The sequence below is a fragment of the Acinetobacter sp. NBRC 110496 genome (genome assembly GCF_000876115.1).
In the GTDB taxonomy this organism is placed as follows: domain Bacteria; phylum Pseudomonadota; class Gammaproteobacteria; order Pseudomonadales; family Moraxellaceae; genus Acinetobacter.
This window is the reverse complement of record NZ_BBTF01000003.1, coordinates 1-23,541: the sequence shown is the minus strand read 5'-3', so window position 1 is coordinate 23,541 and position 23,541 is coordinate 1. Positions and strand designations below refer to the sequence as shown.

27 protein-coding genes are annotated in these 23,541 nt (G+C 41.9%); 13 read left to right on the top strand and 14 right to left on the bottom strand.

Translation table 11 applies throughout. The annotated features are described in order from the left end of the window. Positions 1–14: 14 nt before the first annotated feature. The 4 genes from purU (at position 15) to Aba26S_RS02420 (ending at position 2,902) form a co-directional block, all read left to right on the top strand. Positions 15–878 carry a formyltetrahydrofolate deformylase gene (purU, locus tag Aba26S_RS02435; protein WP_005239854.1) on the top strand — a complete coding sequence of 288 codons (864 nt, stop codon included), beginning with the start codon at positions 15–17 and terminating at the stop codon, positions 876–878. A gap of 205 nt (positions 879–1,083) precedes the next feature. Then, positions 1,084–1,833, top strand: coding sequence for an energy transducer TonB (locus Aba26S_RS02430; RefSeq protein ID WP_005239850.1), 750 nt, complete (start codon positions 1,084–1,086; stop codon positions 1,831–1,833). Between the two features lie 42 nt (positions 1,834–1,875). Continuing rightward, on the top strand, positions 1,876–2,496 hold the full coding sequence (locus Aba26S_RS02425; protein ID WP_005239848.1) for a MotA/TolQ/ExbB proton channel family protein: 621 nt from the start codon (positions 1,876–1,878) through the stop codon (positions 2,494–2,496). Between the two features lies 1 nt (position 2,497). Then, positions 2,498–2,902: a biopolymer transporter ExbD gene (locus tag Aba26S_RS02420; RefSeq protein WP_005239846.1), complete on the top strand. Its 405-nt coding sequence runs from the start codon at positions 2,498–2,500 to the stop codon at positions 2,900–2,902. 49 nt (positions 2,903–2,951) lie between these two features. Here the strand turns inward: Aba26S_RS02420 and msrA are convergent, their stop codons facing one another. From msrA to thyA, 5 genes are all read right to left on the bottom strand, one after another. Continuing rightward, positions 2,952–3,476 carry a peptide-methionine (S)-S-oxide reductase MsrA gene (gene msrA / locus Aba26S_RS02415; RefSeq protein ID WP_005239844.1) on the bottom strand — a complete coding sequence of 175 codons (525 nt, stop codon included), beginning with the start codon at positions 3,474–3,476 and terminating at the stop codon, positions 2,952–2,954. A 107-nt stretch (positions 3,477–3,583) separates the two neighbouring features. Next, positions 3,584–4,060, bottom strand: coding sequence for an META domain-containing protein (locus Aba26S_RS02410; protein WP_005239842.1), 477 nt, complete (start codon positions 4,058–4,060; stop codon positions 3,584–3,586). Between the two features lie 125 nt (positions 4,061–4,185). Beyond that, positions 4,186–5,241 carry a DUF4105 domain-containing protein gene (locus tag Aba26S_RS02405; RefSeq protein ID WP_005239840.1) on the bottom strand — a complete coding sequence of 352 codons (1,056 nt, stop codon included), beginning with the start codon at positions 5,239–5,241 and terminating at the stop codon, positions 4,186–4,188. Positions 5,242–5,259: 18 nt separating this feature from the next. Further along, the gene (locus Aba26S_RS02400) at positions 5,260–5,769 is read right to left on the bottom strand and encodes a dihydrofolate reductase (protein ID WP_005239838.1); all 510 of its coding nucleotides are present in this window, start codon (positions 5,767–5,769) and stop codon (positions 5,260–5,262) included. 26 nt (positions 5,770–5,795) lie between these two features. Then, positions 5,796–6,638 (bottom strand): thymidylate synthase, encoded by an 843-nt coding sequence (gene thyA / locus Aba26S_RS02395; protein WP_005239837.1) that lies wholly within the window; start codon positions 6,636–6,638, stop codon positions 5,796–5,798. 171 nt (positions 6,639–6,809) lie between these two features. Here thyA and Aba26S_RS02390 point away from each other — a divergent pair, with 171 nt between their 5' ends. Next, a complete protein-coding gene (locus Aba26S_RS02390; RefSeq protein WP_005239836.1) occupies positions 6,810–7,634 on the top strand; it encodes a YwqG family protein in 825 nt (274 codons plus the stop codon). 49 nt (positions 7,635–7,683) lie between these two features. On the opposite strand, the gene Aba26S_RS02385 is transcribed toward Aba26S_RS02390, so the two are convergent. The 3 genes from Aba26S_RS02385 to Aba26S_RS02375 all read right to left on the bottom strand — a co-directional run bounded on the left by Aba26S_RS02385 (position 7,684) and on the right by Aba26S_RS02375 (position 9,930). After that, on the bottom strand, positions 7,684–8,259 hold the full coding sequence (locus Aba26S_RS02385) for a xanthine phosphoribosyltransferase (RefSeq protein WP_005239835.1): 576 nt from the start codon (positions 8,257–8,259) through the stop codon (positions 7,684–7,686). Positions 8,260–8,347: 88 nt separating this feature from the next. Then, positions 8,348–9,052 (bottom strand): DUF3108 domain-containing protein, encoded by a 705-nt coding sequence (locus tag Aba26S_RS02380; RefSeq protein ID WP_005239834.1) that lies wholly within the window; start codon positions 9,050–9,052, stop codon positions 8,348–8,350. 197 nt (positions 9,053–9,249) lie between these two features. Continuing rightward, on the bottom strand, positions 9,250–9,930 hold the full coding sequence (locus Aba26S_RS02375; protein ID WP_005239832.1) for a hypothetical protein: 681 nt from the start codon (positions 9,928–9,930) through the stop codon (positions 9,250–9,252). A gap of 243 nt (positions 9,931–10,173) precedes the next feature. On the opposite strand from Aba26S_RS02375, the gene Aba26S_RS02370 reads away from it, so the two are divergent. Further along, positions 10,174–11,061: an energy transducer TonB gene (locus Aba26S_RS02370; RefSeq protein WP_005239830.1), complete on the top strand. Its 888-nt coding sequence runs from the start codon at positions 10,174–10,176 to the stop codon at positions 11,059–11,061. A gap of 118 nt (positions 11,062–11,179) precedes the next feature. On the opposite strand, the gene Aba26S_RS02365 is transcribed toward Aba26S_RS02370, so the two are convergent. The 4 genes from Aba26S_RS02365 to miaB form a co-directional block, all read right to left on the bottom strand. After that, positions 11,180–11,479: an antibiotic biosynthesis monooxygenase gene (locus Aba26S_RS02365; RefSeq protein ID WP_005239829.1), complete on the bottom strand. Its 300-nt coding sequence runs from the start codon at positions 11,477–11,479 to the stop codon at positions 11,180–11,182. 11 nt (positions 11,480–11,490) lie between these two features. Beyond that, entirely contained in the window at positions 11,491–11,976 is a 486-nt protein-coding gene (gene ybeY, locus Aba26S_RS02360) for an rRNA maturation RNase YbeY (protein ID WP_005239828.1), read from the bottom strand. 297 nt (positions 11,977–12,273) lie between these two features. After that, on the bottom strand, positions 12,274–13,347 hold the full coding sequence (locus Aba26S_RS02355) for a PhoH family protein (protein ID WP_005239827.1): 1,074 nt from the start codon (positions 13,345–13,347) through the stop codon (positions 12,274–12,276). Between the two features lie 39 nt (positions 13,348–13,386). Beyond that, entirely contained in the window at positions 13,387–14,838 is a 1,452-nt protein-coding gene (gene miaB, locus Aba26S_RS02350; RefSeq protein ID WP_005239826.1) for a tRNA (N6-isopentenyl adenosine(37)-C2)-methylthiotransferase MiaB, read from the bottom strand. Between the two features lie 216 nt (positions 14,839–15,054). Between miaB and Aba26S_RS02345 the strand changes: the two genes are divergently transcribed. The 4 genes from Aba26S_RS02345 to Aba26S_RS02330 all read left to right on the top strand — a co-directional run bounded on the left by Aba26S_RS02345 (position 15,055) and on the right by Aba26S_RS02330 (position 19,314). Then, positions 15,055–17,046, top strand: a complete 1,992-nt coding sequence (locus Aba26S_RS02345; RefSeq protein WP_005239825.1) for a lytic transglycosylase domain-containing protein — start codon at positions 15,055–15,057, stop codon at positions 17,044–17,046. Positions 17,047–17,091: 45 nt separating this feature from the next. Beyond that, the gene (locus Aba26S_RS02340) at positions 17,092–17,760 is read left to right on the top strand and encodes a hypothetical protein (RefSeq protein WP_005239824.1); all 669 of its coding nucleotides are present in this window, start codon (positions 17,092–17,094) and stop codon (positions 17,758–17,760) included. Between the two features lie 167 nt (positions 17,761–17,927). Further along, positions 17,928–18,914 carry a malate dehydrogenase gene (locus tag Aba26S_RS02335; RefSeq protein ID WP_005226708.1) on the top strand — a complete coding sequence of 329 codons (987 nt, stop codon included), beginning with the start codon at positions 17,928–17,930 and terminating at the stop codon, positions 18,912–18,914. Positions 18,915–19,071: 157 nt separating this feature from the next. After that, a complete protein-coding gene (locus Aba26S_RS02330; protein WP_005239821.1) occupies positions 19,072–19,314 on the top strand; it encodes a DUF2789 family protein in 243 nt (80 codons plus the stop codon). 31 nt (positions 19,315–19,345) lie between these two features. Here Aba26S_RS02330 and Aba26S_RS02325 read toward each other — a convergent pair whose 3' ends face one another. Both Aba26S_RS02325 and Aba26S_RS02320 read right to left on the bottom strand, forming a co-directional pair. Continuing rightward, positions 19,346–19,873, bottom strand: a complete 528-nt coding sequence (locus Aba26S_RS02325) for a hypothetical protein (RefSeq protein WP_043969968.1) — start codon at positions 19,871–19,873, stop codon at positions 19,346–19,348. A 79-nt stretch (positions 19,874–19,952) separates the two neighbouring features. Beyond that, a complete protein-coding gene (locus Aba26S_RS02320) occupies positions 19,953–20,576 on the bottom strand; it encodes a 2OG-Fe(II) oxygenase (protein ID WP_005239817.1) in 624 nt (207 codons plus the stop codon). Between the two features lie 117 nt (positions 20,577–20,693). On the opposite strand from Aba26S_RS02320, the gene Aba26S_RS02315 reads away from it, so the two are divergent. Genes Aba26S_RS02315 through Aba26S_RS02305 form a run of 3 tightly spaced genes read left to right on the top strand, consistent with a single transcriptional unit; the run spans position 20,694 to position 23,501 of the window. Beyond that, positions 20,694–21,551: a 23S rRNA (adenine(2030)-N(6))-methyltransferase RlmJ gene (locus Aba26S_RS02315; protein WP_005239816.1), complete on the top strand. Its 858-nt coding sequence runs from the start codon at positions 20,694–20,696 to the stop codon at positions 21,549–21,551. A gap of 38 nt (positions 21,552–21,589) precedes the next feature. Further along, positions 21,590–22,423 (top strand): CDP-diacylglycerol--serine O-phosphatidyltransferase, encoded by an 834-nt coding sequence (pssA, locus tag Aba26S_RS02310; protein ID WP_043969966.1) that lies wholly within the window; start codon positions 21,590–21,592, stop codon positions 22,421–22,423. Positions 22,424–22,439: 16 nt separating this feature from the next. After that, positions 22,440–23,501: a DUF6670 family protein gene (locus Aba26S_RS02305; RefSeq protein WP_005239812.1), complete on the top strand. Its 1,062-nt coding sequence runs from the start codon at positions 22,440–22,442 to the stop codon at positions 23,499–23,501. Positions 23,502–23,541 lie beyond the last annotated feature (40 nt).

Sequence of the window (23,541 nt, the reverse complement as noted above, 5' to 3'; positions counted from 1 at the left end):
GTGATATTAACCAAATGAACACGACTACAGCCCACACAGCACGATTACTGATTACTTGTGAAGACAAGCCGGGGATCGTGCAAGCCGTATCGAGCTTTTTGTATCATCAGGGAGCAAACATTACCGCACTTGATCAGTACGCGACAGAAGCTCAAGGCGGGCGTTACTTTATGCGTGTTGAGTTTGAACTTGATCATTTGCAATCGCGTAAAGAAGCATTAATGCAGACCTTTGCTGCAAATGTTGCTGAACGCTATGGTATGCAATGGAAACTAAATTTTGTCGGTGAACTGAAAAAAGTTGGTATTCTGGTTTCTAAAGTTGACCATGCACTCTTGGAGTTGTTATGGCGCCATGCACGTGGTTCATTGCCGTGTGAAATTACCCAAGTGATTTCAAATCATCCAGATTTACGTGAATCAGTTGAAAATTTTGGTATCCCATTCCATGTGGTCCCTGTCAATAAAGACAATAAAGTTGAAGCCTATGCACAGATCAATGAGATGATGCAAGGCAATGACCTGTTGATCTTGGCACGTTATATGCAGATCCTGAGTGAGGACTTTGTATCACAATGGGAAATGAAAATTATCAATATTCACCATTCATTCTTGCCGGCTTTTGTAGGAGCAAATCCATATAAGCAAGCCTATGAGAAAGGGGTGAAGTTGATTGGGGCGACAGCACATTATGTCACGGCTGATCTCGATCAAGGCCCGATCATTGAGCAAGATGTAGAACGTGTGAGCCATGATTACAACGTTGAACAGCTGCGTGAATTGGGTGAAGACGTTGAGCGTAATGTCTTGGCGCGCGCTGTGAAATGGCATTTAGAAGACCGTATTATTGTCGACGGAAACAAGACCGTTGTTTTCTAAATCGCTGCCTTGATTCTATTTAAACAGAACATGCCGAAAGGCATGTTTTTTTATGTCTATTTTTAAAAGCTTAGCAAATATACAAGAAAAAACGGTTGCAAATGAAAACACTTCTCATTTATTATTACGGCACTTTCATTGTTCTATCCGATGAGTGAAATCGTTTTTTTCAAAGCGTCACCATCTATTAGGTACTTAGATTCTTATGAGTCAATCTCCTGCTACATTCAACACGCCACACCCGATGAAAAAGAAGATCATCGCTGCCTTAGTTGCAGTTGTGATTGGACATGTAGGCGTTCTGTGGGCGGTGAGCCACATGAAAACGATTGAGTTAAAACCAGTCGAGAAAGAGCCGCTTAAGGTAAAGTTCGTTAAAATTAAAGAGCCACCTAAGCCAGAACCACCAAAACCGAAAGAAAAGCCAAAGCCTGAACCTAAAAAAGAAGTGAAGGAAGTGAAGGTTGTTGAAAAACCGTTGCCACCACCGAAAAAAATTGAAAAGGTGCAACAGGTTAAAGAAGCGCCAAAACCTGTGCTTCAGAAAACTGAACCCAAGGTTGAACCAAAAGTTGAAACCAAAATTACGACAACAGTAACTGAAAAAGTGGTTGAAAAACCGCAACCTGTTCAGGAAGTTGCCAAACCGCAACCAGCTGCTGATCCATCTCCAAAACGTGTATCGATTGGTGGTTCAGGCGTACAGTGGAGTCGTTCACCGAAATTATCTGTAACAGCAAAAGATTTAGATAATCAGGCACGTTCCGTGATGGTACTGATTGAAGCGGATGAAAAAGGTAAAATTACCAATGCTCGGGTAACTCGTAGCAGTGGTTTACCGAGTTTAGATGAAAAAGTTTTACGTGCTGTCAGAAGTGCGAAATTTAAACCGTATATGGAAAATGGTGTTGCTTACCCAATTCGAGCAGAGCAACCGTTTGATCTTAGTCCTTAATAAATTTGAGTCCTTGCGACAGATTAAATCAGGAGTTCGTATATGAACTTTTCAGTTTATTGGCAACATGCAGATGCAGTAAGTAAAACACTGTATTTCATCCTATTAGCAATGTCGATTGCAACGTGGACTATTTTCATTCTGCGCATTTTAGGAACACGCCAATTAAAACAACAGGCTTATAACCAACTTGTGCAAGCGCTGGCGGCACTTAAATCAAAGTTACAACCTTTATCGTTTGAACAACGTAAAGCTGTGGCTGAACAAGCCTTGCTTCGCCAGATCTCTGCTGAGAAATCTCAAGCAGAAAAAGGCGTTTCTGTGCTTGGAACAATTGCTTCACTGGCACCGTTTGTGGGTTTATTCGGTACTGTGTGGGGAATTTTCCATGCGCTGGTTGCAGTAGGTAAAAGCGGACAGGCTGGTTTAGCTCAGGTTGCAACACCCGTAGGTGAAGCCTTGATTATGACGGGGCTAGGGCTTGCAGTGGCGATTCCAGCGGTAATGGCTTATAACATTTGTGTACGTTTTAACCGTGGTTTGGCACATGATTTACAAGATCAAGCGCATGGCCTGTTAATTGATACCATGTTGCAGCAAGAAACAGCGACAAAAACAGAAACTAAAGCGACTCAACAAAGTTTAGTTGGAGGTCAAGCTTAAGATGGGCTTTCAATTGGGTGAAGACCACGACAGTGGCATGAATGAGATGAATCTCATTCCTCTGATCGATATTATGTTGGTATTGATGATTATCTTTTTAGTCACAGCAACGGTTGCTAACCCATCAATTCCATTAAGTTTACCAAAAACAACTGCTGAAATTGTTGATCCGCCACCAAAAGCCATTACCATCAGTATTAATAGTAAAGGTGAAGTGGCTTGGGATGCGCAAATCATTAGCTTGGATGAGCTAGAGAAGCGTTTCCAGGAAGCGGGTCAGGCTGAGACAAAACCGACGGTTCAGTTACGTGCTGACAAAGAATCAAAATATGATACGGTTGCACAAGTCATGTCGCGTGCTAGTGAAGCAGGTTTAAGTGATATTGCGTTTGTCAGTGAAAACTAAGACAACATAGCCCATAAAAAAGCAACTCGGTGAGTTGCTTTTTTTATGCTTATTCATCTTTGAGCAGGTCAAGATATTTGGCACGGAGTTTAGACAGCTTAGGCGGAATACTAAAGTTGCAGTAGCCTTGTGACGGGTTACGTGCAAAGAAGTTCTGATGATACTCTTCCGCAGGGTAGAACGTTGGTACTGGGCTGAGCTCAGTTACGATATTTAGTCCTTCATTTTCCAGACTTTGAATCACCTGCTCAGCTTGCTGCTTTTGTTCATCATTGAAGTAATAAATCACAGAGCGGTATTGCGTTCCAATGTCATTGCCCTGACGGTTTAGCGTGGTTGGATCATGTGTGGTAAAGAACACATTCAACAATTGTGTATAGCTGATCTGCTGCTCGTCAAAATCAATCAGAACGACTTCAGCATGTTGAGTCGTGCCTTGGCAGACCTGTTCATAAGTCGGGTTTTGACTGACTCCACCCGCATAACCACTAACAACTTTTCCTACACCTTTGAGTTGTAGAAATACGGCTTCGACACACCAAAAACATCCACCACCAAATAGTGCCTGTTGCATACAACTCCCCAATTTTTAATTTTAACAATGTTATTAAAGTAAACGAAGTGCTTAAAAAGTAAAAGCCCGTGTTTGCAACGAGCTTTTACTTTATTGTGATCTGTAAATTACGGCAGTGGTTGAATCACCGTAACAAAGCTCACCAGAACCTTGCCTGATGGATCCATGAATTTAAGCTCATGACCTTTGAGCTCATAGCTTGTGGTACTAGCCAAAGCATTAGCATATTGGCGAGAGAGGGTGCTGTTGTCGTTGCCGATACAGGCCATCATGGTTGAAGCAATTGGGCCTAGGCGTAAGATAGAACCCTGGCTTTCAAAGCTACCTTGAATCTGATTACAGCCGTCTGCACCAAAGAAACGTTTGCCTTTGGCATCGAACTGAATTGCAGGGCGTTTGCCAGAAAGATCATTGCTCTTAATCTCTACACCATTGATCTGGGTTGCAATCCAATTACGGTTATAGAGGCCGATGCTTTCTTTTTGTGAGGCATTCGGTGAGGTGTGGAGCGATTCTGTGGTTGCACAGCCCGTCATTGCGACCGCAATTGCCAAAGTACATGTTGTTAAAAAAGGCTTTAACATAAAATTTAAGTCCAAATCATTGTGTTTCTATGTTTGGTATTAGAATAAAACAACATGGAGTGGAACAGGATATTGCGTATCCTTTTGTAAATGTTCAGGTGTTTTTAATAAAATGAGTAGAAATATTATTCATTTTTTGGAATCCCGGCACGAATGTCCGTTGAAAAATATTCGCTACTCTGGTTGGCTTGCTGCTCATATTGTTCGGCGCGTGGATTGATATGCGCCAAGCGATACCATTCTTTCATGCTGTAGTTTTGATTAAGTGCTTTTAAGTCATAGAGGTAATTGGGGAGATAACCTGAGGCCAATAAACGGTAATCTTTGGGTAAGCGTTGTGGATTAATGGCCTGTACCATATCAAAGACCAGTGTGGTGCAATTACTGGTGAGCGTGTTGTACCATTTGGCTTCTGCACGCAGTTCATCGGCCTTATGCAGATATTCAATAAACAGGGCTTTGCGTTCAGCTGCAGGCATTCTGATTGGAAAGAGGTAGACTTGTTCGTGGCGAATATTGCTACGGGTATACACGATATCCTTTTCATCTGAAGCCACCAAACTGAGCTCATATTTACGGAAAAAGCCACCAATCGCGGAAAAGTCTTCGCCTTTTTCTTTACGGATTTCAATCGAGAATACCAACGGTTTTTGATCGACAAAATCAAAACTAACTAAGGTGTGGGCAATTTGTGGTCCCATCCAGTAGGAGGTAATGACATTGATCCCGGTAATTTTATTCAGATCAATTGTGCGATTTTCCCAGTGAATGTCGTAGCTGCCATCCGCATGCCAGTTAAAATTACGCACATTGTGGAGTTGTACAAGATCACCATTCTTTTCATAGCTGAGCTGTTCGGCAACCTCAGGGTTCCAGTCCCGGTCTTGTCGGGCTTCGAGGGAGAAATACCAAATCAGTGAACAGGCAAACGCAACACAGTAGATGATAATATCGGTGCGGCGACTGACCAGATGACCACTCACATAAACACCAAGCAAACTGAGTGCAAATAGGCTCCACAGAATAATGCTGACTCGGCTAAACAATGTGCCGAGTGGCTGCTGAATCCATAAGGCAAGACAGAGCCATACACTGGAAAGAACCACGAATAAGGTAAATAGGCTATGTAATAGTCCAACACCTAAGGCAATAAAAAATTCACGTGATCCAATATTATGCATGGCAAGTGCGATCCGTTTTTATTTTTGGTAGGTTGCAAACTCAAAGGCAATATTTGATTTTTCATCGTTGTGCTGTTCAGAGTTTACTTTATGAAAATCTTCAGAGATTTTTGGATAGTGTGCATCACCTTGTACATCCAGATCCACATGGGTCAACTCGAGACGATCGGCAATGGCCAGCGTTTGAGTAAAAATCTCTCCACCTCCAATAATAAATAAGGCGGCTTTTTCTGAATGTTGTACGTCTGTAAGTGCGCCATTGAGTGCGGCTTCGATACTATGTGCAACTTTAACGCCTTCAAATTGCCAAGCGGGATCTCGGGTAATCACCCAATTTACGCGATTTGGCAGGGTACGGCCCATTGACTCAAGCGTTTTACGTCCCATAATCACCACACCCCCTTGGGTAATGGCTTTAAAGTGCTTCAGATCAGCAGAGATATGCCACGGCAAAGCATTGCCTTTGCCGATACAGTGATTTTTATCCATTGCGACTACGTGGACTACTTCAGTGCCTTGCCATGCCATTTTTATATTCTCTCTAACTAAGCAATTTAAACTGCGACAGGTGCTTTGATTGCAGGGTGTGACTCATAACCTACAATTTCAATATCTTCAAATTTAAAGTCAAAAATATCGGTAATTTCAGGATTGAGTTTTAATTGACACAACGGTAGTGGCTCGCGGCTAAGCTGTAATTGTGCCTGCTCAAAGTGGTTGGCATAGAGATGAGTATCTCCGCCTGTCCAGACAAAGTCCCCCACACCTAAGCCACAGACTTGTGCAATCATATGAGTCAGCAGGGCATAGCTGGCAATATTAAACGGTACACCTAAGAATACATCGGCACTGCGTTGATAGAGCTGGCATGACAGTTTGTTGTCTTGCACAAAAAACTGGAACAAGGTATGACAAGGTGGTAAGGCCACTTTGCCTGCTTCATTGGGGTTCCAGCCAGACACGATCAAACGACGAGAATTTGGATTGGTCTTGATTTCATTGATCAACCATTGAATCTGATCAAAACCATTCTGTTGATAGCTACCATCTTCATTTTGAGTTGCGCCAAAGTTACGCCATTGATGACCATACACTGGCCCAAGCTCACCCTCAGGACGACCAAAACGTGCGGTTTGCTCAGCAGTTGCCCATTCATCCCAAATGCTTACTTTATTGTCTTTGAGATATTGAACGTTGGTATCTCCTTTGAGGAACCAAAGCAACTCAATCACAATCGAACGGAAGTGGACTTTCTTGGTGGTGAGCAGTGGAAAGCCTTTAGAAAGATCAAAACGCATCTGATGACCAAATACTGAACGTGTACCTGTGCCTGTGCGGTCACCTTTATCGCCGCCATTGTCCAAGATATGTTGTAAAAGGTCTAAATATGTACGCATTGTCATTCCTACCGCAGATTTTGCCTGGGCTCATCTTATCAGAATTTATGGCAGAAATAATGCTGCAATTACGCGTCAGCTTTTGTCGTGGGAAGCAGGTTGGCTGCTATCTGATTTTATTTAGTTGTTTTATAGTAGATTCTATAAATAAGTAGAGTGATCACCAACAGAATGAATTTTAAAGCAGAGGCTTTGCCGAATAGTTTGCAGCCATATCTAGAAAAAATTTCGGCCACAATTCAACCTACCGTCACCATGCAACTCACCGCTAACGATAATTTGAGTGTATGGCAAAGCAAGGTGGGAGGAGTGCCTTATTTGCCTTTGGATGCGACTTATCCAGTCGATTCGAATGGCAAGCCATTGGCTTTATTGGCGCAGTTTAATTTTGCCGAAATTCCAAGTTTGCCCAATTTCCCAGATCAGGGGATTTTACAGTTCTATATCGCTGCTGATGATCTGTATGGAATGAACTTTGATGACCAACAGCAGCAATCGGGTTTTAAAGTGTTGTACTTTGATCAAGTGCTTGAGGATGCGTCACAATTAAAACAAGACTTCGCTGAAGTTCAGTTGGGCGAAGATGAGTATTTGCCCTTTACGGGACAATACTCGATTGAGTTTGTTTTAAGCACTCAGTCGATCAGTTTGGGTGATTTTGCTTTTGCGCCGAAAATTTTAGGGGTTGAAGACCTTTATGATTTTGAAGATCAATTTGAAGGTGGTGATTTCGAAGATGATTTTATCGAACCTTATGATGAAGTCGCTTCCGCAAGTGGGCATCGTTTAGGCGGTTATCCTTATTTTACCCAAACTGATCCACGTCAATATAATGAAAAAGTTCAAGATTATGTGCTGCTGTTCCAGCTGGATACTGATGATGCGGAAAACGAGATTATGTGGGGAGATTCAGGCGTGGGGAATTTCTTTATTCATCCTGAAGACCTAAAGAAACGAGATTTTTCCAAAGTGCTGTATAACTGGGATTGTTGTTAAATAAAAAAGCGGATGAGTAATCATCCGCTTTTTTGATTGGTCTTAAATCTTATTCAGTAACAAAAGTAACTTTGCCGCCTTCCAGTGATTTAACGCGTGCTAAGGATTCAACGCGATAGCCTTTTTCCAGCAGTACGTCACGGCCTGGCTGGAATGATTTTTCAATCACGATACCGACACCCACCACTTCTGCTTTGGCTTGGTGAATCAAGTCGATTAAACCAAGTGCTGCTTGACCATTGGCCAAGAAGTCATCAATCACCAGTGCTTTATCACTTGAGCTGATGTGCTTGTTTGAAATGGCAATGGTACTTTCAGTTTGTTTGGTAAACGAGAACACTTTAGAACGGTAAAGGTCGTCTTTCAGTGTTAATGACTGGTACTTACGCGCGAAAATGACAGGAACGCCAAGTTCTAAACCTGCCATGATTGCAGGTGCAATACCTGAAGCTTCAATAGTAATGATTTTAGTAATACCTGCATCTTTAAAGCGAGCGGCAAACTCTTTACCAATCAGCTGCATTAACACAGGATCGATTTGGTGGTTTAAGAAAGCATCAACTTTCAAAACCTGATCAGATAGAACGATACCTTCATTTAAGATTTTCTGTTCTAAAGCGTACACGGGAGAATCCTCTAAACGGATGCTTGTTCAAGCAAAGGCATATTTTAAAAAGCATCAAAAAAAATGCAAGCCAAAATTGACCAGATGCTTAGTTTGTTTTACCTGAATAGCCTGTTAAAAGCAGACCATATGATGATTTTCCATCGTTATGCGCCATTTTGACGGGTAAATAGTCAAGTTTTGGTGCTAACCAGAACACCGTATTGCGCTCAGGTTTATCATGCTGCATCACCACTTTGATGGTGCTAAATGTACCATAAGGGGTCTTGATGTTTTCAGTACCTTGTTTCACAAAGCGACGTTCATCAATAGCTTTGGCATCGGCAATCAGATATTTGGTTTTCAGCGAATTGTTTTTCAAGTCCTCACGGATTTGCAACTCTGCATTCAGCTCATCCAGCGCTCCAGCCTGCCATGCAAATGAGCGCGCCGTATCATCTTTTTTGGTATTCACAACCTTGGTGCTTGGGTTGAAATTAATACTCATGCTATTGCTATGAATCAGGATTTTGCTGCTACGGTTAAATTTTTGGGAGTTGATTTTATTGTCAGCAAAACTAAATTGGCTGGTTTCAGAAGCAGAGGCGATACCTCCTGCTTTGGCACTGAATTGATAGGTCCAGTTATTGCCTTGCTGTGACAGGGTGCGTGTTGCTGAACCTAGGTTTTTATTGTTGTAGCTGAATTGATAGCTGGCTTGGAAGGGTGCCATTGCCAGTGCATGACTAGATAAGCCTGCACTGAGAAGGGTTGCGGAAGTAATACCCAGTACTTTCATTAATTTCTTTGTCATAACACTTTATCCTTTGAGTGATGTGATAAGTGAACCACTCATTTATCATTACGATTTAGAGATATTATGCCTGTAGATTATGTAGAAAAGATCAGGTTTTTTACTAAGCGCGTGTTAATTTTTCGTATAAATCATGAAGATGTGTATTTTTCAGTGGCATATTGTGCACCTTGAAGATATGCCACAACGCATCGAATTTACTTTTTGCCGTCTTTTTGCTGGATAGGTGTGACTTCACTGTCTGATAAGTCATCCTCATCAAGGTCATCTTCATTGGAGGGCGATAAAATTGCAGCGAGATTGACGTTGCCCCAAACAATCAGCTCGGCAGGACGAACTCTGGCACGATTGACATGGACTTTGCTCAGCGTTTCAATAATGCTGGCTTTTTTACCCAGCCAGCGGTTTAGGTCAAGATAAAGCAAGTCATCTTTCACTTTGACCACTTCAAAGTGTTCTAATATTTTACCGAGTGGATCTTCTTCACGAAATTTTTGGTAGTACCAGATCGCGACATAAAAGCCCCACTTCTGCAAGATATTTTTGAATTTGGCTTCAATCACTTGCGTGTTACTGATTTGCTCGAATACCATTAGCTGGACATTTTGATTCATTTCCATTTGAATCAACTTCAAATCGACCGAAAGCGTGGTATGCAAACCTTTCACATCTAAAGTGGTATATAAACGTAACCAGCCATCATATAGATCGGCATGCAGGTCTTGCATAATGCCAACATTTTCGGTGACATAACGCTCCATGGTCGCATTTACAAAAACTTGGGAAAGTGAAAATTCTCTTTCTTCTTCGATGAATTCTTCTGCTTTTTGGTAAACTTTACGTAGACGTTTAGCAACGGATGAAATTAGCGTTTGCATAAAAGTTGTTCCAGAAAGTGAATTGATGAGCCATGTAATGCCGCAATCGTTGTATTCACTAAAAAATAAAAAATAAATTTCTGACTTGCAGTGTAGCAAAATTAATTGCTACATTTTCATAAAATGATGGTATGGAAACACTGTAACCATAAGTGGATCACATTTTTGTAAAAAATTGAATATTAGTTGGGTTTTGTACGGTGCTACCGTTGGGGATGGGACATTCTTTGTCGCTTAAATACCATGTGGAATAAAATAAATTTTCGTTCAGAATTGTCTCCTTCTTGGTGGCAAGATCCCATTTTTATTGGGGCGGTGCTGTTAGCGATGCTAATGCATGCTGCTGTGCTTGCCATCCAATTTACCATGCCATCGCCATCTGATACATCAACCAAAGAAATTGCAGTAACCGTTCGTCCGAGCCAAGAAAAAGTCAAAGAGGCTGATTTTTTAGCACAAGCCGATCAACACGGTTCTGGTGACTTTCGCGAAGCGCATCGGATGTCGAGTGATATGCCTACGCCGATGCAAGCCGATGCGACTGCGGGTGAGAAAGAGTTAGAAAGTCTGGAAAAAATTCAGCAAAAACGAGAATTAAAATTTGAAGAAAAAGTGTTGATGACGGTTTTAAGCTGGCAAAAACAAGCAGAACAGAGTGAACGTAAAAAGACCTTGGATGATTTACAAAGTCAGTTTCAAGCTAAAGCGGCCATGGTCGCGAGCTTGGAAGCTCAATATTTACAACGCCAACAGAATTTTAGCCGTAAACAGCGCATTAAAACCGTCGATGGCATTCAAGCCAAGCAAGATGCATCCGCCGCTTATCTGGATAAATTCCGTCAAAAAGTCGAACTTTATGGCAACCGTTACTATCCAGATGAGGCGAAACAGCAGCACTTGGCAGGTGAGGTTCGTTTGATGGTGATTCTCAATGCTGAAGGGGGTATTCGGGCCATTCGTTTAATTGAAAGCTCGGGTCATGCAATTTTAGATGAGGCGGCAAAGGCTTCTGTGCGTCGTGGTGCACCCTTTGGTCCATTTGATGCGGCCATGAAAAAAGATATTTCTGAGTTGAGGATTATTCGGACCTGGCGTTTTGATCCTGTGGATGCTGAGTTTGAAGTGCATTAATAGCATTCTTGAAGGGTGATGTAGCATAGAGCATTTGGTCTTTCTTCGACTTTGAGAAATAAAAAAACGGCTAGATTTAGCCGTTTTTTATTTAATGTGTGGATAAGTTTGCGTTTATTCACAAGCCATTTTGACTTGAATAAGCACGTTCAACTGTGCAGATTTCGACACTAAAATCCTGATACCATTTTTCTTTACCTAAGCGCTGAGCAACCAGATGTTCTGCATCGCGTTGCCACTGCTTGATATCTTCAAGACTGTTCCAGTAAGACAACGCAATTTCAAAGCCATTTTCATTACAGGCTTCAAACTTGATACAGTGGTACTCACTCAGAGCCTTATTTCTCAACTTCTGAGCCATGTCTGAGTAAGTTGCATCAAGCTGTTTGATGGTGGCTTTAAAAATAACGATATACATAGAAGCCTAAATTAGTTTTCATCGGCTTGGTAAGGATTGGCAATGCCGAGTTTTTTTAGAATTTCAATTTCTAAAGCTTCCATTTCTTCTGCTTCAGCTTCACTGGTTTCATGATCATAACCGAGTAAATGTAAAATGCCATGAACCAGTAGATGAGTGAAATGATCACTTGGTATTTTTTGTTGTTCTGCAGCTTCTTGTAAAACCACAGGAATACAAATGACCAAGTCACCTAAAGGCTCTGCATCGAGTAAGCTGAGCATTTCCTCCGGAATATCACTAGGGAAAGACAGTACATTGGTCGGTTTATCTTTTTCGCGATATTGCAGATTGAGCTCATGGCTTTCAGCTAGATCAACACAGGCAATTCCAATTTCACAATTGACATCAAAACCGACGTGACGCAGTGCAGTTTCAATATTTTTTTTGATTTGACCACGTTTGAGTGGCAATTCAGCAGCTTGAAAGTCTTGTTGAAGACTTAAATTGATTTTCAAAGTAGATCCTTAGATATAAATGACATCTACATTCTTAGATTGAATCTAAAAATGTAGATAAAGATCACGGTGGAATCCTGCCACATGCTTATCCATGTTTGGGATAAGCCTTCGGCGTGACCTACTTTTGTTTTGGCAAAAGTAGGTAAAACCTGATTTTACATGATTATAAGGTCAGATCCGCATCCTTCCTTCACAGCATAGCTGTTCATCTTGCGCTCAGACAAAGCATCGCTTAGTTTATCTTCGCTCAGGTTGCGAATGACGGTTCCGAGTATCGAATTAGGTCAATATTGTTTAATACTGAGCATCCGCTTTCTCATCATTTTCTGCGATCAGCGCTTCTTGTTTGGCTTTGCGTTCGGCACGGGCTTCAGCAGACAGGCGTTGCTGTTCACTGTCCCAACCTTCGTAAGCTTCAACAATTTTTTGTACCAATTGATGTCGAACTACATCACGTGAATGGAAACGGGTGATATGAATCTCATGGACATTTTCAAGGACACGTAATGCTTGTGCTAAACCTGATTGTTGCCCACGCGGTAAGTCAACCTGCGTCACGTCACCCGTAATCACGGCACGTGAACCAAAACCTAAACGGGTCAGGAACATTTTCATCTGTTCAGGAGTGGTGTTTTGTGCTTCATCTAAAATGACAAATGAGTGGTTCAGGGTACGTCCGCGCATGTAGGCGAGTGGAGCAACCTCAATCACTTGACGTTCAATCAGTTTGGCGACTTTTTCAAAGCCCAGCATTTCATACAGCGCATCGTAAAGCGGGCGTAAGTAGGGGTCAATTTTCTGGGTAAGATCACCAGGTAAGAAACCGAGCTTTTCACCCGCCTCAACAGCTGGACGAACCAGTAAGATCCGCTGAATTTCATTGCGTTCCAGCATATCAACCGCAGCAGCAACCGCCAGATAAGTTTTACCTGTCCCGGCTGGGCCAATACCGAAGGAAATATCGCTTTGTAAAATACGTTGTACATAGCGTTTTTGATTGGCACCGCGTGGATTAATTCGCCCTTTGCGGGTCTGTAACCAAACGCTATCGACACCAGTATGCTCCTGATCTGAATCATCCATCAGTTCACGATCTGTCTGTGAACCTTGGATCATCAAATGAATCACATCGGCACTAATTTGTGAGGAAATTTCTGATTCTTGATAGAGCCGTTGCAATAGTGCTTCGGCTCTTTCGACCGCTTCTATATCACCATCGAGATAAAAGGCATCGCCACGGTGAGTAATTTTGACATCTAAACGTTGTTCGATTTGTTTTAAATGCCCGTTATACGCACCGAGCATGCTTTTCAAACGTTCCAATTGAATCTCAGGGAACGTTACTGTACGTCGAATCGCTGCAGTCAAGATAAACCCTTTTTGTTGCTCTGTAGGAATACCCTTACATTACGCCACGTCAGGTTCAAGATTCAAGAGTTCTCCGTAAACTAAATTTAAAGTTTTAATTTCCGTGATCTCAATCTCTGCGAAACGCCCAATCCACGCGGCATCACCGATAAATGTCACTAAACGTGTATTGTCTGCTGTACCAATTAAAACATTTGGATCTTTATCAGAAACCTTTTCAATCAGCACACGCTCAATTTTACCGAGCATGGCATCTGTTTTATCGATACTAGAGCGTTTAATCACTTCCTGTACTTGAGCCAAACGATCTTTTTTCACTTGCTCAGGCGTGCTGTCTGGTAAGTCAGAAGCTGGCGTACCTGGCCGCTTAGAATAGACAAAACTATAAGAGTGGTCGAAATCTAAATCTTTAATGAACTGTAAGGTTTCAGCAAAATGTGCATCTGTTTCACCTGGGAAACCGATAATGAAATCGCTGGATAAATGCATATCCGGACGGACTTTACGTAACTTGGCAATTTTATCGATATAGACATCAATGGTGTGGTTACGTTTCATCGCTTGAAGTACGTCATTTGAACCACTTTGTACCGGCAGATGTAAATGAGAAACCATCTGTGGTAAATCACGATAGCATTGGATCAGCTCATCAGAGAACTCAAGTGGATGAGAAGTGGTATAGCGTAGACGACCAATCCCTGGAATTTCTGCAACGAGGCGCAATAATTCAGGGAAGGTACAAATTTCACCCTCAAAGGTTTCGCCACGATAACCATTTACATTTTGACCCAGTAAGCTGATTTCACGCACGCCTTTTTCAGCCAAGCCAGCGATTTCTGCCAACACATCATCCAATGGACGAGACACTTCTTCGCCACGGGTATAAGGAACTACGCAGAATGAACAGTACTTCGAGCAACCTTCCATGATGGAAACGAATGCCTTGAAGCCTTCGACACGTGGTTCTGGCAAAAAGTCGAACTTTTCAATATCGGGGAAAGAAATATCAACCAATTTGATTTTTTCTTTCTTTGGTTTTTCCACTTGTGCCTGGTGTTGATCCAGCATTTGAGGTAAACGATGCAGGGTTTGTGGACCAAATACCATATCCACATAAGGGGCACGTTTTTGAATGTTGTCACCTTCTTGAGAAGCAACACATCCTCCCACGCCGATCACGAGGTCGGGATTCTGTTCTTTCAATTTGCGCCAGCGGCCTAGGCCACTGAATACTTTCTCTTGTGCTTTTTCACGAATTGAGCAGGTATTCATCAGCAGAATGTCTGCTTCATTTGGATTGTCAGTCAGCACATAGCCATGTGAATCACCCAATAAATCTGCCATACGATGACTGTCATACTCATTCATCTGACACCCTTGAGTTTCAATAAACAATTTCTTGATTGAAACATCAGCGGTGTGCATTGGCTGGGTAACAGTGTTTTCTGAAGCAGCTTTTACAGCACTGGGAATGAATGTTTGAACCGTCATGCAGGCTCCTAAACAGGGTGGATTTAAATAAACGGCGGATTATAGCAGTATTTTAAACGGAACGGAGAGAATAAAAAACTGACAAAAATGGACAGTTTGTGAATAAAATTGTGTGAATTTTAATGAATATGAATCAGTAATTTACATAACACAACAATAGTGGAAGGCGAGACTTATTACACTATAATGGCTGGGCAAAATTAGGCATAGATATTGATGAAGATGAAAAAGCAGCGTGATTTTAGAACAACCCTAACTCATAAATTGAATAACAAGAAGAGCTTCCGTTGTTTTATTGCAGTGGGGGGAGTGATCGCCTGCTCGTCTGTCTATGCTTTAGATGAACAATTTAATGATGCATTGCGTGCTGCTAATGCCAATAATACGGCATTGCTCGATCAATACCAATTTGAAATGCAAAATGATGTTTTAGGTTACTACCCTGAATATTGGAAACTCAATACCAATCTGGGTTTTCAACCTGCATCTTCAATTATTAGCTATGCGCAGCGCTATCCACAATCGGCGATGGCAGAAAAACTCTCTGCGGATTATGTCGAAGAAAAAGTCAAACTTGGTAGCTTTGCTGATGCCAAGCCTGTACTGAGTTATGTCACCAATCCAGACCAAGAAGAAAGTTGTGCTGTTGCGCAAGTCCGTGCCAAAACAGGCGATAGTCTGGTTTTTGCTGAATATAAAGACGTTTGGCTTACCACTAATTCTCAGCCTGAAGCGTGTAATGGTTTAGGTCGCTTGATGTTGTCTAGTCCTTTAATGACTACTCAAGATCGTCAACAAAGACTTTGGGGACAACTACGAGCAGGGCAATCAGGCCCTGCGATTGCCACTGCTCAAACCATGGGTTTGAACCTTTCTTTGGCACAGTTCAATCAAATTCAAGCCAATCCATTGGGTTATTTGTGGAGTGCACCGAAATCAAATGATGCCGATTATGCCTATTTGATTTTTGCTTTAGGCCGTGTTGCAGATAGCGATTTAACCAATGCTTTGGGCAATGTACAGCGTGCTGCTCAAGGTGTGCCGCAGCCAGTCCAGCAATATTTGTATCGTACCATTGGTTATGTTGGTGGTACTACCGTAATGAAAAATGGCTTTAATCGTGAAGTCCTAAATGCCTACGACCAAAGTTATGGTTATCCATTAAGTCCAGAAGAAGCAGAAATTTATGCACGTCAGGCGATTCGCTTTGGCGCTTGGGAAAGTTTGATTCGTGCGATTGATGCCATGTCAGTCACGCAAAAGCAGGAAGATCGTTGGCAGTATTGGTTAGCACGTGCATCGGAGCAACGTTCTGACGGTGGGTCAAAACAGGCAGCGCAACAGATCTATCGCAAACTGGCACAGGGTGGCGATGATTACCATAACCTGTTGGCAAAAGACCGCTTAGGTGAGCGCTATAATCATCAGCCATATAACGAACAACCAAGTACGCAAGATACACAGCGTTTAAATCAAAATATTCATTTTAGACGTGCATTTGCCCTTAGAGATGTGAATGCACCTGCGAACTATACCAACCGTGAATGGAACTGGGCAGTGCGTCAAGCGTATTTGCAACACGACGATGGTCTGCTTTTAGCCGCTGCAAAACGTGCGCATGATATGGGTTGGTATGATCGTGCCATTTATGCCGCTGATCGTACCACATCGCGGCATAATGACACCTATCGTTTTGCCACACCGCATCGTAGCAATGTGACTAGCCATAGTTACAATGCCGGTATTGATCCAGCATGGGCCTATGGTTTAATGCGCCAAGAAAGCCGTTTTGTCACTTCTGCACGTTCTCATGTTGGGGCAGGAGGTTTAATGCAGATTATGCCGAACACTGCCAAACTGATAGCAAGACAAATGGGTGAAACTTATAACCCGGCAGCCTTGAGTGAGATGAATACCAATATTCGTTATGGCACCTATTATCTTTCAATGATTCAAAGTCAGTTGAGCGGTAATGCGGTATTGGCAACAGCAGGTTATAACGCGGGCCCAAATCGTGCACGTCGCTGGCAACCTGATGCCCAGAATATGGCAGCGGATCAATACACAGAAACCATTCCATTACTGGAAACACGTGACTATGTAAAACATGTCATGACCAATGCTACCCATTATGGTGTGGTATTAGGGCAAGGTGCACAATCGTTGGAAAAACGCATGAGCACGATTCCGGTACGCAGTGGGCCTTAAGACACAGCCAGATGTTTAAGTGAAACAATGAAGTTTTTGCATTTGATGAAATCAATCCAGTTACTCAAAACGCAGTTGATGAGCGTGGCACAGATATTAAGCTGTGCTGCAATCTTCTCTTTTACTGCGCCATCGCACGCTGCGAGTAATCCTGATGTTGCTGGTTATGTCATGCATGTACAAATGACACCGGCAGCATGCTCTTTTGACTCGTCAAGACAAAAGCAACGTAAATGTCTGGAAGGTTATTCACTGACCATTGCCAGCCTATTGCCTGAAGTACCTTTAAACCGGGATTGCTCAACGAAAACCTCGGCCAAGTTATCACCGTTGCAGGCAAAAGTAGTTGCACGTGTCATGCCTGATGAAAATGCGCGCATACAGTTATGGCAAGATGTGGGTGGTTGTATGCCGATGAATGCCAGCCAATATTTTCGAACCATTATTAATTTTGCAGAACGTTTGAAAATACCGGCAGATTTGACCAGCCCCAATACGATTGAAGTACAGAAAGAAAATCTTAGACAGCAATTTGTCAAATTGAATCCTTCATTACCACCGAATGGAATTCGCTTTACTTGTCAGTCATCGAGATTTGATTCGGTCTTGACCGAAATTCGGGTGTGTTATCAGAAAAATGGTCAATATAAACAATGCGCAAGCCATATTGTAACAGGCTGTCCAAGTGAATTTACAATTAAAGGCAGTTACTAGGTATTTACCTAGTTTGATTTGTATTTTCTATTAGACTTTCGTTGAAATTCATTCTCTTTTACATGCATCTGTATTCGCTTTAGAGTACAATCTTTGCCGTTTATGATAATTCGATTGAATAATAATAGCGTTCAATCGTGCAAACGCATCTCATTGGAGAATATCACATGAAGCAACCCGTTCGTGTTGCCGTTACAGGCGCTGCTGGTCAAATTGGTTATAGCTTATTATTCCGTATCGCAAGCGGTGAAATGTTAGGCAAAGATCAACCAGTAATTTTACAATTGCTTGAAGTTCCTTTTGAGAAAGCTCAACAAGCGCTTAAAGGCGTGATGATGGAACTTGATGACTGTGCTTTCCCATTATTGGCAGGCATGATCGGGACTGATGATCCTAAAGTTGCATTCAAAGATGCTGACTACGCGTTATTGGTTGGTTCTCGCCCACGTGGTCCAGGTATGGAACGTGCGGACTTGTTAAAAGTGAATGGCGAAATCTTTATCGGTCAAGGCCAAGCACTCAATGAAGTTGCAAGTCGTGACGTTAAAGTATTGGTTGTTGGTAACCCGGCAAACACCAATGCATACATCGCAATGAAATCTGCTCCAGATCTTCCAGCGAAAAACTTTACTGCAATGTTACGTCTTGACCACAACCGTGCTTTGACTCAACTTGCTCAAAAAGCTGGTGTGGCAGTTTCTGACATCGAAAACATGACTGTTTGGGGTAACCACTCTCCAACAATGTATGCGGACTACCGTTTTGCAACTGCAAATGGCGTAAGCTTAAAAGACAAAATCAACGATGCAGCATGGAACAAAGATGTGTTCCTTCCAACTGTTGGTAAACGTGGTGCTGCGATCATCGAAGCGCGTGGTTTGTCTTCAGCGGCTTCAGCTGCAAATGCTGCAATCGATCATATGCGTGATTGGGCGTTGGGCACTAACGGCAAATGGGTAACCATGGGTATTCCATCTGATGGTTCTTATGGTATTCCAGAAGGCGTAATGTTCGGTTTCCCAGTGACGACTGAAAACGGTGAATACAAAATCGTTCAAGGCTTAGAAATTGATGAGTTCAGCCGTGAGCGTATCAACTTCACGCTGAATGAGCTTGAAGAAGAACGTGCAGCAATTGCTGACATGGTTAAATAATTTATCTTTTGGATAAATTGAAAAGCACTCTCGATGAGAGTGCTTTTTTTATGCTGGTTAAAACAAAAAACAACAAGAAAATATGGACCTAGCGCTGCATACCTAGGTGATTTACTGTTAGATTATTTTGATAAAGGACATCACTTGGAGAATAACAATGTTTGAACAGCAACCGACACTTGAGCTTTTATTTGAGCAACTCGGGCTTGGAGCAGATGAGGCAGCAATCGAAAACTTTGTGAGAACTCATCAACTGAGTGCCGACCAAAAGTTGCATGAAGCTGAATTTTGGAGTGTGGGGCAGCGTGATTTTCTCAAGAGTCATTGGGATAAAGATGATGAGTGGGCGATTGTGATTGATGAACTGAATCAGCAACTCCATGTGGACAGTACCCGATAATTGATTCGCCCAAGCAAAAATAAAGCTCACATTAGTGAGCTTTATTTTGAATGAGGGTTTTAAACCAGTCTTCCTGACGAAGTTGAATAAACGCAGGATGAAGCTGTAGTAACTCCAGATCGTGGTCTAGGCAAGATGTATATTTCTTTAACCAGTGGCGAGTTAATGCTTGTTCCTGTTTGGTTGCAGAGGCATAAGCCAAAAAGAAATAGACATCCAAATGCTCATGGTGCGCCAAAGGCTTTAAAATTTGCTGAGTGATCAGCGCAAAACGCTGTTCCTTGGTCAGCTCGAAATAAATCATATAGGCTTTGGCTAAATATAACGACAGATTTAAATATAAGCTTAACGGCATTTCCTCATATTCGATGCGCGCCTGTTCAAGCAGCACAATTGCTTCTTGTAAGAAATGCAGTTGTTCCTGACGAACATGACTGAGCATGACCAATTGTAAACGCAGGTCTGCACGTTCTAAAGCAAGTTCAGGTGTATTGCCCTCTAAAAAGCGTTGGTCAGTTTCACCAATTCGAGCAATCACTTGTTTAGTTTCATTCGACATGTATTGATCCAAAATCGTCAGTTATGCGAGGTATATAAGGCTGTTTTTAGCAATTTAAAGGCTGAAATATCAATACAGCCTAGTTATTCCAGATTGAACTGCCACTACGTAACCACGCGGTGATTGACAGGCGTTGCTGTTTGGAAAGCAACACTTCGTGTAAAACATCACTTTGAAAAATAGCCAGACGATTGGGTTGTGGCTGGATAATATGCCATTGATCCTGCTTATCTTGTAAGCGTAATTGCCCACCCCATTCCTCTTGCCAGCATTCATGTAAATAGAACACGGTGGAAATCATTCGGTCATTTTTCTGCTGTGGATTATCTCGATGCAAAGCATAAAACTCACCTGCGTTATAACAGGCAAAATGGGCCTCAACTTCTTGAATACCTAAATAGAAGGCCTGATTCAAGGCTTGCGATAAGTGTTCTAAAGTTTGTAAATGCTGCTGTGCAATGGGGAGTTGCTCATTAATCCATAAAATGTGATCACTGCGGATATGGCTGACTACGCCATTTTGTATCCCTGCTGCTCTGAATTCGGCAAGATGAGCGCTACATTCATGTGCAAGTGCATGTACGTATTCATCTGAATACACTTGATCAATCAAGGCAAAACCAAATTCATTTAAATCATTCAGGACGTGGTCCAAATTCCAAGACTGAAGATTGAATGCTTGGGGAAAAGAGGTTGCTTGCATGGCACTCCAGTGGCATCGGTTTGATTACAGGACAATTTTAGACGATCACATCAACGCTAAAGAATACTTTTTTCTTTCATGTTAAACTACCCGCTGAATTGAGGAATAATTGTTAACATGAATTACCGTCACCATTTCCATGCGGGTAACTTTGCCGATGTTATGAAGCATGTACTTTTGCTTCAACTACTCGCTCGTTTAAATGCTAAAGATAAACCTTATCGATATATCGATACCCATGGTGGTGCAGGTAAATATGATTTATCTACGTCTGAAGCACAAAAATCAGGTGAATTTTTAACGGGTATCCATCGTTTGGTCAAGCTTGACGATTCGATTAAACGCAATGCGCCTGAAGGTGTAAAACAATATCTTAAAATTGTTGAAGATATGCGAGCAGGTTCGGGTAAAGGTGCTTATCCAGGTTCACCTTGGTTTGCTCTTGAAGGCATGCGTGAGATGGATAAAGCGACTATATTTGAAATGCAGCGTGATGTATTTCAACAGCTGTATTTTAATATTCGCGATAAACGTGCGGGCTTACATGAACGTGATTTTTATGAAGGTCTGATGGGCGTTATTCCGCCTAAAGAAAAGCGCGGATTGGTCATGATCGACCCTCCTTACGAAATCGAGCGTAAAGATTTCCCACAATTGGTTGAAATACTCCAGGCTGCACATAAAAAATGGCCAACGGGTGTATTTGCCGTATGGTATCCAATTAAAGATCGCGCGATGATTGAGCGTTTTGAAAAGAAAATGCTTAAAACTGGAATTCGCCGTCAGTTGATTTGTGAAATTTGTGTATGGCCAGATGACACGCCAGTTGGATTAAATGGTTGTGGTTTATTGGTAATTAACCCGCCTTGGAAATTCTCGGAAGATGCGGATCAAGCATTACAATGGTTATTTCCACATCTACGTATGAATGAAACTGGTGGACATGCCGCTGTGCGTTGGTTGGTGGGTGAATAACCCATCAACATCCAAATATTCTCGAGGAATTGAAAATAATGACAAATTCTCTTAAACCTGATTCTGAGTTAAATAAAGATGATCATTCTTTTGATGGAATCACTTTTGAAGTAGAAGAAGAAGAGCATACGCACGAAGGACAAAAAGTGAAACGCCGTGGTATTTATTTATGGCCGAATCTCATTACAACGGCTGCACTGCTTTCTGGTTTTTATTCCATTATTGCCAGCATGAATGGAAATTTTAACCAAGCGATTTATGCCATTTTCTTGGCTGCATTGCTGGATGGTTTAGATGGTCGTGTAGCACGTGCCATTGGTGCACAAAGTGCATTCGGTGAGCAATATGATTCGCTTTCTGACCTGTTGGCCTTTGGTGTTGCTCCTGCGATCTTGATGTATAGCTGGAGCTTGCATGATCTGGGACGTATCGGTTTAGCCTGCTGCTTTATCTATACGGCTTGTGCAGCGTTCCGCCTAGCGCGTTTTAATGTACAGATTGGTGTGGTCGATAAGCGGTACTTTATTGGTATCGCCAGTCCACTTGCAGCGGTGACCGTGATTTCATTGGTCTGGGTAGGGCGTGATTACCCATTCATCTTTGATTTAAAAGATATTGTGATTCAGGTGATTAACTCAGTGGTCATGGTTGCGGTGGGTTTATTGATGATTTCCAACATCAAGTACTATTCATTTAAACAAATGGATCGTAAGCGTGTACCTTTCGTCGTGATGTTACCTGTGGTCTTGATTTTTGCTGCAATCACGTACAACATTCCTGTAGGGATATTGATTGTTTGTATCCTTTATGCCCTTTCAGGATTTGTAACGACACTATTTGCCAAAAAGAATGATGCCAAAATAACAACTTAAAATATGGAGGTTCAGTATGCCAATATTGATGAATAACAATCAATTAAAGCAGCTGAACCTCAATAAGTCAGATGCTTTAACGTTTCACCCGCCTAAAGGCTTATTTAAGATCGTCTATCAAGCGTTGATCTTGCCCAATTTGCCTGAACCTTTTCATTACTTAAATTTCATTAGCCTGATTGGGCAACCCCGTATTCCGATTTGTTATAACGCCAGTGCCATTACTACGACTGCAATCGACACTGCGACGGTTCTAGTTGCCAGTAGTTTATCCACTGTTGGACATCTTAAAAGTTATAGCGCTAAAGAGCAGTGTCAATTAGAGCAAGATCGTTATCAGTTTTTGGATGTCGATCATATTCAGGTTGATTTCCCTAATTATTATTTTAAGCGTAATGATGAAGAATTTAGTTGCCAACTCAAAGTAAATATTGGCAAGGACATTGAAAACCATTCGGCTTTGCAATGGGGAGTCGGGGATTACTGGTATGTGCGTTGCCAATGTGAAGGTGAAATCATTTATAAAAAACAAAAATATCAAATTGAGGCGCAAGGAGTTTTAAAACATGCCCGAGCCATCTATTTACCTTTTATTGCTTTTCACTTTTTTACCTATCAAATTATTCAGGTAAATTCAGACTTTCAGATCATCTTGTCCGAACTTAGAAATCAATGGAATAACATCATTTTTTCTCGCATTGAAATTCAGTCGAATGAACAACATTCGGTACTTTATGATCATCAAGTGATTTTTGATGTCAGCCGTGTTTATCCAAAGGTGCAAACACCGAATGGACGTGACATGTATTTACCGCGAGAATTTATCTGGCAATATTCGGAAAAGGATGACGTTGTCTTTCAATTGAAAGCCCAAAGTCGGGGCGATTATAAATTCGGTTTGGCTGCAGGCTATGTGGGCAGCTTTCACTATCAACTCTTATGGGGAAATGAAAACTATGAGGGCACTGGATACTGTGAATATATTGATTGCAGGCCGTTACACTGGCAAGAAAAAAATAAAACTGAGCAAATAATCGACCAAATCGCACATTTTCAGCCCTATTTGTGTAAAAAATAGTCGGTCGATGCAATAATTTAAATAAATTTGAATAAAGCGG